This is a genomic window from Brachybacterium sp. AOP25-B2-12, assembly GCF_052378625.1.
Taxonomy (GTDB): domain Bacteria; phylum Actinomycetota; class Actinomycetes; order Actinomycetales; family Dermabacteraceae; genus Brachybacterium.
Genome location: NZ_JBQSXW010000027.1, coordinates 19255 through 27904, shown reverse-complemented (window position 1 = coordinate 27904; position 8650 = coordinate 19255). Strand labels below are relative to the sequence as shown.

Sequence of the window (8650 nt, the reverse complement as noted above, 5' to 3'; positions counted from 1 at the left end):
ACTAGCTCGATCGGATCACGACCCGCCACGCCTGCCCGGACTGCGACGGCGCCCGGCTCAACGCCGCGGCCCGGGCGAGCCTCGTCGACGGCCGCTCGATCGTCGACTGGACGGCCCTGTCGGTCGCCGAGCTGCGCGAGCTCCTGGATGCGACGCACGATCCGAGGGTCGAGCCCGCCCTGGCCGGGATCCGCTCGACCCTGGATGCCCTGCTCTCGGTCGGCCTGGGATACCTCACGCTCGACCGGACGTCCTCGACGCTGTCGGGCGGCGAGGCGCAGCGCGTCAAGGTGGTCCGCCATCTCGGCAGCGCCCTGACCGACGTCACCTATGTGTTCGACGAGCCCACGGCAGGCCTGCACCCCCAGGACGTGCACCGCCTGATCGACCTGCTCCGGCGCCTGCGGGACGACGGCAACACGGTGCTCGTGGTCGAGCACGACCAGCAGGTGATCTCCGTGGCCGACCACGTCATCGACGTGGGCCCCCGCGCCGGGGCCGGCGGCGGACGGATCCTCTTCGAGGGCGATCCGCAGGCGCTGCGCGAGAGCGACACGCCGACCGGACGCCTCCTGGGGACGCCTCTGGTCCTGAACGCCGACCCGCGCACGCCCCATGGCGCCGTCGCCGTGCGCGACGCGCGCGCGCACAACCTGACCGGTGTCGACGTGGACATCCCGCTGGGGGTGCTGACCGCCGTGACCGGCGTCGCCGGATCCGGCAAGAGCTCCCTGGCCACGCTGGACCTCCCGTCCCAGCATGCGGAGTTCACGGTGGTCGGGCAGGAGCCCCTGCGCGGCGGCGTGCGCTCGACTCCGCTGAGCGCCCTCGGGATCGCCGAGGACGTGCGCCGCCTGTTCGCCCGCGCCTCGGACCTGGACGCCTCCTGGTTCAGCTTCAACTCGCGCGGTGCCTGCCCGCAGTGCAAGGGCAAGGGGCGCATCACCACCGAGCTGGCCTTCCTCGACGACGTCTCGACGCCGTGCGACGCGTGCGGCGGCCGCCGCTTCAACGACACCGCCCTGGGTGTCCGCGTCGCCGGGGCGGACATCGCCGACGTCCAGGAGATGACACCGGCACGCCTCGCCGAGGCGTTCGGGGACACCGCCACGATCGCGGAGGCGACGTCGTGGATGCAGCGCGTGGGGCTGGGCTACATGGCGGTGGGGCGTTCCCTCGACACCCTCTCCGGCGGGGAGAAGCAGCGCCTGCTCCTGGCCCGGCACCTCGTCGACGTCGAGGACCTGTCCCAAGAGCGGATCGTGCTGGACGAACCCACGACGGGCCTGCATCCCCGCGACGTCGACCGCATCACCGAGCTGTTCGACGCCCTGGTCGACGCCGGGGCCACCCTCGTGGTGGTCGAGCACAACCTGCGGGTGATCGCCCGCGCCGACCACGTGATCGACATCGGCCCGGGTGCCGGCGGGGACGGCGGGCGGATCGTCGCCACAGGGACGCCTCGCGAGGTCGCGGCAGTGAGCGGGTCTGCGACCGGGCGGGCGCTGGCGACGGCGTCGGCTCCGGCGACGGGGTCGGCGTCGGCGTCGGACCACGTGGCCGGACAGGACGCGTGACCGCGGTGCGCACGGCGCGGCGGGACCCGACGCGACCGTGACGGGATGCCCGCCGGGCGTGGCGCGCCGCCACCGGACGCCCCTGGCCCTACGGTGAGAAGGTGTCGACACCACCGGAGCATCGACCGCGCCTGGTCCTGACGAGGCGCGGGCGCCTCGTCCGATCGGTCCTGGTCCTCGTGGCGATCATCGCTGTGATCGTGCTCGTGATCGCCGGGATCCGCGCCGCCACCCGCGCACCGGCGGACCCGAGTGCACAGTCCACCGCGCCCGCCGGGGCATCCCCTTCGGCGTCAGCGGGGTCACCGGCCTCGGACGGAGGTGCGGCCTCGGACGCCGGTGGCGCATCGAGCGCGTCGCCCTCGGCGGCCCCCGCGGTCGAGCCGACGGCGGACGACGCCCCGGAGAGCGCGGAGATCGCGCACACCGGTGTCGTCGGCGACGGGACCTGGGCGGTCGCCGCACCGACGGGGACGGAGCATCAGGCCTCCACGGTCCACACCTACGCGCTGCGCGTCGAGGGCGGGATCTCCGTGGACGCCGGAGAGGCCGCCGCGGAGGTCGCGAGCATCCTGGGGGACGACCGAGGATGGCGCGGCGTCGAGGACGTCGCCTTCCGCCAGGTCGCGACCGAGGATGAGGCGGACTTCACCATCTCGATCGCCTCCCCGCCGACGGTCGACGCCCTCTGCGCGCCGGCACGCACCCAGGGCACGTGGAGCTGCCGGATCGGCGGTGACGTGGTGCTGAACTCGGACCGCTGGACCACCATGACCCCCACCTACGACGACCTCGGGGCCTACCGTACCTACATGGTCAACCACGAGGTGGGCCACTTCCTCGGACACGATCATGTCCCCTGCACCGGCCCCGGACTCGCCGCTCCGGTCATGCTGCAGCAGAGCATCGACCTGGGCGGCTGCCGCTCGAATCCCTGGCCGACGGCGGATGGCACGGCCTGAACGAACCCGCTCGAAGGAGCACGGGGCCGCCCGAACGAGCCCGCGCACCCCAGCACGGCACGGCAGCGCGCAGAACCGCACGACCGGCTCAGAAGTCGCCGTCGACCAGCCCGAGCTCCGCCCAGCGCTTCCGGGCCGACCCGGGGCCCAGCAGCGTCGCGTCATACCGGCAGGCCGCGCCCGGCACCACGGTCGCCCACCGCCGCCCGAGCACGCGGGAGCGCCGAGAGGTCTCCTGTCCATGATGGTCCAGGTAGCCGGCATCCAGCTCATCGGCCGTGCACCAGCCCTCCGATCGGCCTCCGGGTCGCTCCTCCCAGAAGCTGCCGTAATCCTCGAAGGCGGACTCCTTGGTGCCGTCGGGTCGCACGACCACGAACCACAGCCACGGTTCGCGGCGCCGGCCGAGGCTTCCCACGACGCATGCGAGGTGCCCGGCGAACGCTCCCGCGGCAGACAGCACCCAGACACGCCGGTGCCACGAGTGCGCCGGACCTCCGTGCGCGTCGTCCGACGGAGGGCCCGGCACGGGGGGATCCTCGGGATCACCCGGGCCACCCGGGCCACCCGGGCCACCCGCCGGACGGAACCCGCTCATCGTGGAGCGAGGCGCCGACCGCCGAGGTGGCGACGCTCAGTCGTCGGAACCGCCCGTGGTCGCGCGCTGCGCGAGGGCCGTCGTGTTCTCCGCGGTGCGGACCGTGGCGACGCTGAACTCGAGCACCAGGCGCAACGCGAGGATCGCCAGCACCGAGGGGATCCAGCCGAACAGCACCGCGACGATCAACGGCCAGGCGGTGAAGTCCGCGCCGCCGTAGTAGTCGCGGGATGCGAACGCGAACCCGAAGAGGAGCGCGGACACGATGTTCCACAGCCAGATCAGCGCGGCGACGATCCACGACAGCAGGTAGAGGACACCCGCGAACTTCAGGGTGATGAAGTGCTCGAAGCGGAAGTCGAAGAGGGCCTTGAAGAACCCGACGCGCTGAACGCCGGAGGTCGACGAGGCGTTCGCGGGGTGCACGGGATACCCGGGCGTCGGCTCCCCGCCGCCCCAGGTGGCGTGCGGCGCAGAGGATGCGGAACCGGCCGATGCCGCGGATGCCGCATACGGCGAGGGCTGGGCGGCCCCGGCCCCTCCGGGCTGCGGCGCGCCGTAGGGGGCGTTCTGGGGAGCGGCACCGTACGGCGAAGCCACCTGCGGGCTCCCGGCGTACGGCGATGCGGGCGCCGCCGAGGGCGCTCCCTGCGTCGGGTCGTGCTGGGTCGGCTCCTGGCCCGAGCGGTCGTCGGGGTGGGGGGCGGGCGGCTGCTGGGTCATCGTGTGCCTGCTTCCGGCTGGGAACGGGGATGGGGATGGGTGGCTTCGCCCCCGGGTCTCGGAGGCCGTGCGCCACAGAGCGCAGACTAAGCCGCGGTGCCGACGATTGACCAGGTTCGTGTCGGCGGCCGACGGCGCCGGGGCGTGAGGAGCGGTGGGCCGACCCCGACGGGCCGGCCCACCGCGATCAGCGACCGGGCACGCGGGGCGCGCCCGCGCCGATCATCGTCGGTGCAGCCGCACCAGCACCGAACCGGCGGCGATCAGTCCCGCCGCGGCGAGCGCCCATGGGAGGACCTCGGCGCCGGTGCGGGGCAGCGCCCCGGTGCGGCCCGCCCCGGCGGTCGCGGGACCCGGCGTCCTCTCGGTCCCGTGGTCCGCGGGTGCGGCACCCGGCGAGGCCGCGGTGCCGCTGCCGGCCGTCGAACCGTCACCGGTCCCCGCACCCGCGTCGCCCGAACCCGAACCCGAACCCGAACCCGAACCATTGTCGGAACCGGACCCGTCGCCTCCCCCGTTCCCGTCGCCCGAGCCGTCATCGTCCGGTCCGGGCTCGCCCGGGGTGTCGTCGATCTCCGCACCGGTCGCGGTGAACGCGCTGAACTGCACGATCCCTCCGTCGAGCTCGGCGGGCGTCGCGCGCAGGGCACGCCCGCGCAGCTGCGGGGCGTCCGCGGCCTCTCCGGTCCCGGCATCGCGGCTCACCGCGAACCAGCCGTAGGCGCGACCGTCCTCGAGCCCGTCCCAGGTGACCGTGGCGGGCTCACCCGAGGCGTGGGTGGTCTCCCCGATCACGCGATCGCTCGGGGTCAGCCCGATCACGGCGTCGGTGCGGAACGTGGTGGTGCGGCCCTCGAACTGCACGGGGAGGCGGAAGTCGTCCTCGTGGCCGTCGTAGCGCTGCTTGTCGTCGTATTCGGTGGCCCCGAACTCGTCGAGGTGCGGGGAGTAGGTGTCCACGGACATCTCCCCCGCGTCGAGGTCGAACTGCAGGAGCCGGAAGAACGCCGCACCGAAGCGCAGGCCGGTGTCCTGGCCGTAGCCGCCCACCTCGGTGAGGTCCAGCTGATCCGAGCCCACCTCGTAGAACTGGTAGTCGGCCAGCAGCTCGACGACGTTGTTGCCGCGCTGTCCCACGTCCTTGCGGACGCTGATGGACACGCCGTGCTCGTGGCCGGACAGCACGAGCGCCACCTTGGGGTGCTTGGCGAGCACCTCGTCGCGGATCAGCAGGCCGTCGTGCGAGAAGCCCGCCCCACGCCCGTCGGCGGAGTCGCTGGGCTTGTTGTACGCGTGGGTCAGCAGGATCGCGTTGCGCCCGGGGTACTGGTCCAGCACCTCACCGGCCCACGCCACCTCCTCCTCGGTCACGTCGTAGCCCAGGCTGATCGCGATGACGTCGCGGTCCGCCGCGGTGAACGAGGTGTAGCTGTTCTGGTTGTCGCCCGGCTTCCAGGGGTGGTACTCCGCGCCGGCCTGCTTCCAGGTCTCCTTCTCCTCCAGCGCCTCGTACCGCTCGGGGCCGAAGTAGTCGTTGAACAGGCTGTCCTCGCCGACGTCGCCGCCGCCGCGGTTGTCGTGGTTGCCCGGGAGGACCGAGTGGACCACGCCGGTGTCCTCGAGGACCTTCTGCGCTCCCGAGGCGAACTCGAACTCCTCGATCGCGACATCCCGATCCTCATCGTTGGTGTTCCAGTTCTCGATCACGTCCCCGGTGTGGGCGACGTAGGCGACCTTGTGCTCGGCGCCGTGCTCGGCCACCCAGTCGTAGGAGTCGGTGTAGGCGGAGGCCCACACCTTCCGCTCCTCGGCGCTGGGGCGCTGGGTCGCGCCCTCGGAGAGGTACTGGGTATCGGTGATGTGCATGAGCGAGAAGTCGAAGGAGTCCGGGTCCTCGAAGCCGTCACGGACCGGGGCGTCCAGGTCGTCGGCGAAGGGATCGACGCCGACGACGAGCGCGCGGACCGTGCCGCCGTCGTCGTGGCGGTCGCTCGCCGGCGCGCTCAGCTCGATGGTGCGGTCGGCCGCGCCGCGGGAGGTGTCGACCACCTCGTAGCGGCCCGTCGTGGTGTCCAGCAGCAGCAGGCCGACGGCATGCGAGGGATCGGCCTGTCCGCGCCAGAGGATCTGCTGCCCGTCCCCGGTGAAGTCCAGGTCGGTGCGCAGCGCGGGGGTGCGGGCGCTGACAGGGGCCTCGAGCTGGGCGTCGTCGGCGGGGCGCAGGGCGTCGTCCGTGCCCTGGGGGTCGGTGAGCTCGGTGTCGGCCGGCAGCGAGCCGTCCTCGCCGAAGGCCGCGGGGTCGATCGTGCCCTGGCTCGTGCCCCGCGCGGGGGCCACGTCGCCCTCGAGGAAGGTGGTGTCGAGATGGCCGCCGCTGGGGTGGGTGGCCCGCGCGGTGAGGCGGGCGCTGCCGTCGGCCGCCTCCTGCGAGGCACCGTCGGCCACGGGGATCGCGGCGGAGCTGAAGGTGCTCGACCCGCTGACCTCCTGGCCGAAGGCGTCGGTGCCGCGGTACTCGATCGTGTGCTCCCCCGCGGCCAGGCCCGGACCGATCTCGTCGCCGAGGGCGACGGGCTGCCCGTCCAGCGTGAACTCCAGCGGTGCGGCGAGGAGCTCCTCGTGCTCGGCGGTCGCGGCGAAGATGGTGGGCCCGGTGAGGTGCGAGCCACCGGCGGGGCTCGTCACCTGGGCGGTGACGTCGGCGTCCGATCGGTCCGAGAACGCCTGGACGTACCGTGCGGTGATCTCCTCGGCGCTCAGCGCACGGCCGAAGATCCCGGCCCCGGCCACGGAGGTGGTGCCGTGGAACTGGGGGTTGCCGCTGCCGTTGGTGTCGGCGCCCAGGAAGAACTGGCGGGCGGCCTCCTTGGGCGGCGTGATCGCGGATCCGGGCGCGTCCTTCTCGGCGACCTTCTTCCCGTCGAGGTACAGCGCGACCTCCTGGCCGTCCCAGACGCCCACGACGTGGTACCAGACGCCCTCGCGCACCGTGACGCCGGCGCCGTGGTACTTCCCGTCGACGTTGACCATGATCTTCAGGGTCGAGCCGTAGGCGGTCAACGAGTAGCCGCCGGCCTCCTTGGCGCCGCAGAAGTTGCCGGTGGACTCGGCGTCGCCCGCGGTGAGACCGCCGTCGAAGCGGACGGTGCACTCGAGGGTCAGGGCCGAGGACGTCGCCGTGAAGCCGTCGGCGTAGTCGTAGCGCAGCGCGTTGGTGCCGTCGAAGGAGAGGACGTCCCGTCCGAGGGCGGCATCGGGGCCGATCGGGGGCTGCGCACCGAAGGGCGTGACGGTGCGGCCCCGTGCGCGGTCGGCCGTGCCGTCGACGTCGACGTCGACGTCCAGGACGTCGGGAGCGGGTGCCTCGACCGTCGGCTCGGGCAGCGGCGCCCGGGCGGGAGCGCCGCCGGGGCCCCCGGCCGGCACGGGCGCAGCGAGGAGAGGGCGGAGGGGCGAGAACGGGGCGGTGTCCCGTATCGGGGAGTGGTTCCGCGCGGGGATGCGGGAGAGGGCGGGGAGGTGGGCACGGGGGTCTCCAGGGGATCGGGGGGATGCTCGTGTCGACCTCGACGCTAGGGAGCGCCGGGGACATCCCGACCGCCCGCCGGTGAACTCCCGGGGGTCTTCCCGTGTCCTGCGCATGGCCGTCGTCGGTCCGTGCCGGAAAGCTCCCGATGCGCCCGAGCGCCGTGCCCTGCGGAGACATCGACCGAGGCCAGGAACCCGAACGCACCCTGGGCATTCCCGCAACGCCGTTCCGGGGTCGAGGGCGTAGGGTCGCCCGCTCCCGATCCCAGGAGGCATGCACCGTGTCCATCCGCACCACCGCGCGCCGCCGCACCTCGGCCCTGCGCACCGCCCTGGCCGCCGTCTCCCTCACCGCGGCCCTGACCGTCACCGGCTGCACCGACGCGCCCGGCGGCTCCGCCGCGAGCGACCAGGGCGGCGCCCAGCCCGCCGCGAGCGACCCCGCCGCCGGCCCGGCAGCGGACCCCGACCTCGCCGACGTCCCGGACCCCGTCGCCGTGGTCAACGGCGAGGAGATCTCCAAGGACGAGTTCGCCCGCTCCTATCAGGCGCAGGCCCAGCAGGCAGCCCAGCAGCAGTCCACGGGTCAGGAGGTCGACCCCGCGTCATTGCGCTCCGAGGTCGCCGAGCAGCTGGTCGGCAACCGCCTCCTGCTGCAGGCCGCCCACGCGTCGGGGGTCCGGGCCACCGATGCGGACGTCGACGCGACACTCACCTCGATCGCCCAGCAGAACGGACTCGGCTCGCCCGACGAGGTCGTCGCGGCGCTGGGCCAGCAGGGCCTGAGCGAGGATGAGGTGCGCGCCCAGGCCGCCGACCAGTTCGCGCTGACCGCCTACATCGACCGCGAGGCCGACGTGCCGCCGCCGAGCGAGGAGGAGCTGCGCGCGCAGTACGACCAGATCGTGGCGCAGCAGCAGGCTCAGGCCGGCGGTCAGGCGGACGCGATGCAGACCCCGCCCTTCGAGGAGGTCAGGGACCAGCTGGCCCAGCAGGTCGTCTCCCAGCGCGAGGGCGAGGCCGCGCAGGCCCTCGTGACCGAGCTGCGGGAGAAGGGGGACGTCGAGGTGCATGTGTGAGGTTCCGGGCACGGAGGCGAGCGGTTCCGTGACCGGGATCACCGGATCCGAGGCCTGACGCTGGATCGGAGCGGGCCCCGCCCCTAAGGTCGACGCAGGCCGTGCGGCGCTCTCGGGGTGCCGCGTCGCCGCGACCGCAGCTCTCGCCCGCCCGGACGTGCACCCTCCGGCGCGAGGCGTTCC

At 73.5% G+C, this 8650-nt stretch carries 6 protein-coding genes; 3 read left to right on the top strand and 3 right to left on the bottom strand.

From position 1 onward, the window contains the following. Nucleotides 1-290 precede the first annotated feature (290 nt). Both ACT3TZ_RS14260 and ACT3TZ_RS14255 read left to right on the top strand, forming a co-directional pair. Entirely contained in the window at nt 291-1577 is a 1287-nt protein-coding gene (locus tag ACT3TZ_RS14260) for an ATP-binding cassette domain-containing protein (protein ID WP_444584096.1), read from the top strand. A gap of 101 nt (nt 1578-1678) precedes the next feature. Then, nucleotides 1679-2539 carry a DUF3152 domain-containing protein gene (locus ACT3TZ_RS14255; RefSeq protein ID WP_444584095.1) on the top strand — a complete coding sequence of 287 codons (861 nt, stop codon included), beginning with the start codon at nt 1679-1681 and terminating at the stop codon, nt 2537-2539. An 88-nt stretch (nt 2540-2627) separates the two neighbouring features. On the opposite strand, the gene ACT3TZ_RS14250 is transcribed toward ACT3TZ_RS14255, so the two are convergent. From ACT3TZ_RS14250 to ACT3TZ_RS14240, 3 genes are all read right to left on the bottom strand, one after another. Next, on the bottom strand, nt 2628-3068 hold the full coding sequence (locus tag ACT3TZ_RS14250; RefSeq protein ID WP_444584094.1) for a hypothetical protein: 441 nt from the start codon (nt 3066-3068) through the stop codon (nt 2628-2630). 105 nt (nt 3069-3173) lie between these two features. Next, entirely contained in the window at nt 3174-3860 is a 687-nt protein-coding gene (locus ACT3TZ_RS14245; protein WP_444584093.1) for a DUF4282 domain-containing protein, read from the bottom strand. Nucleotides 3861-4082: 222 nt separating this feature from the next. Continuing rightward, on the bottom strand, nt 4083-7286 hold the full coding sequence (locus ACT3TZ_RS14240; protein ID WP_444584092.1) for a LamG-like jellyroll fold domain-containing protein: 3204 nt from the start codon (nt 7284-7286) through the stop codon (nt 4083-4085). Between the two features lie 383 nt (nt 7287-7669). On the opposite strand from ACT3TZ_RS14240, the gene ACT3TZ_RS14235 reads away from it, so the two are divergent. Next, nucleotides 7670-8467 carry a SurA N-terminal domain-containing protein gene (locus ACT3TZ_RS14235; RefSeq protein WP_444584091.1) on the top strand — a complete coding sequence of 266 codons (798 nt, stop codon included), beginning with the start codon at nt 7670-7672 and terminating at the stop codon, nt 8465-8467. Nucleotides 8468-8650 lie beyond the last annotated feature (183 nt).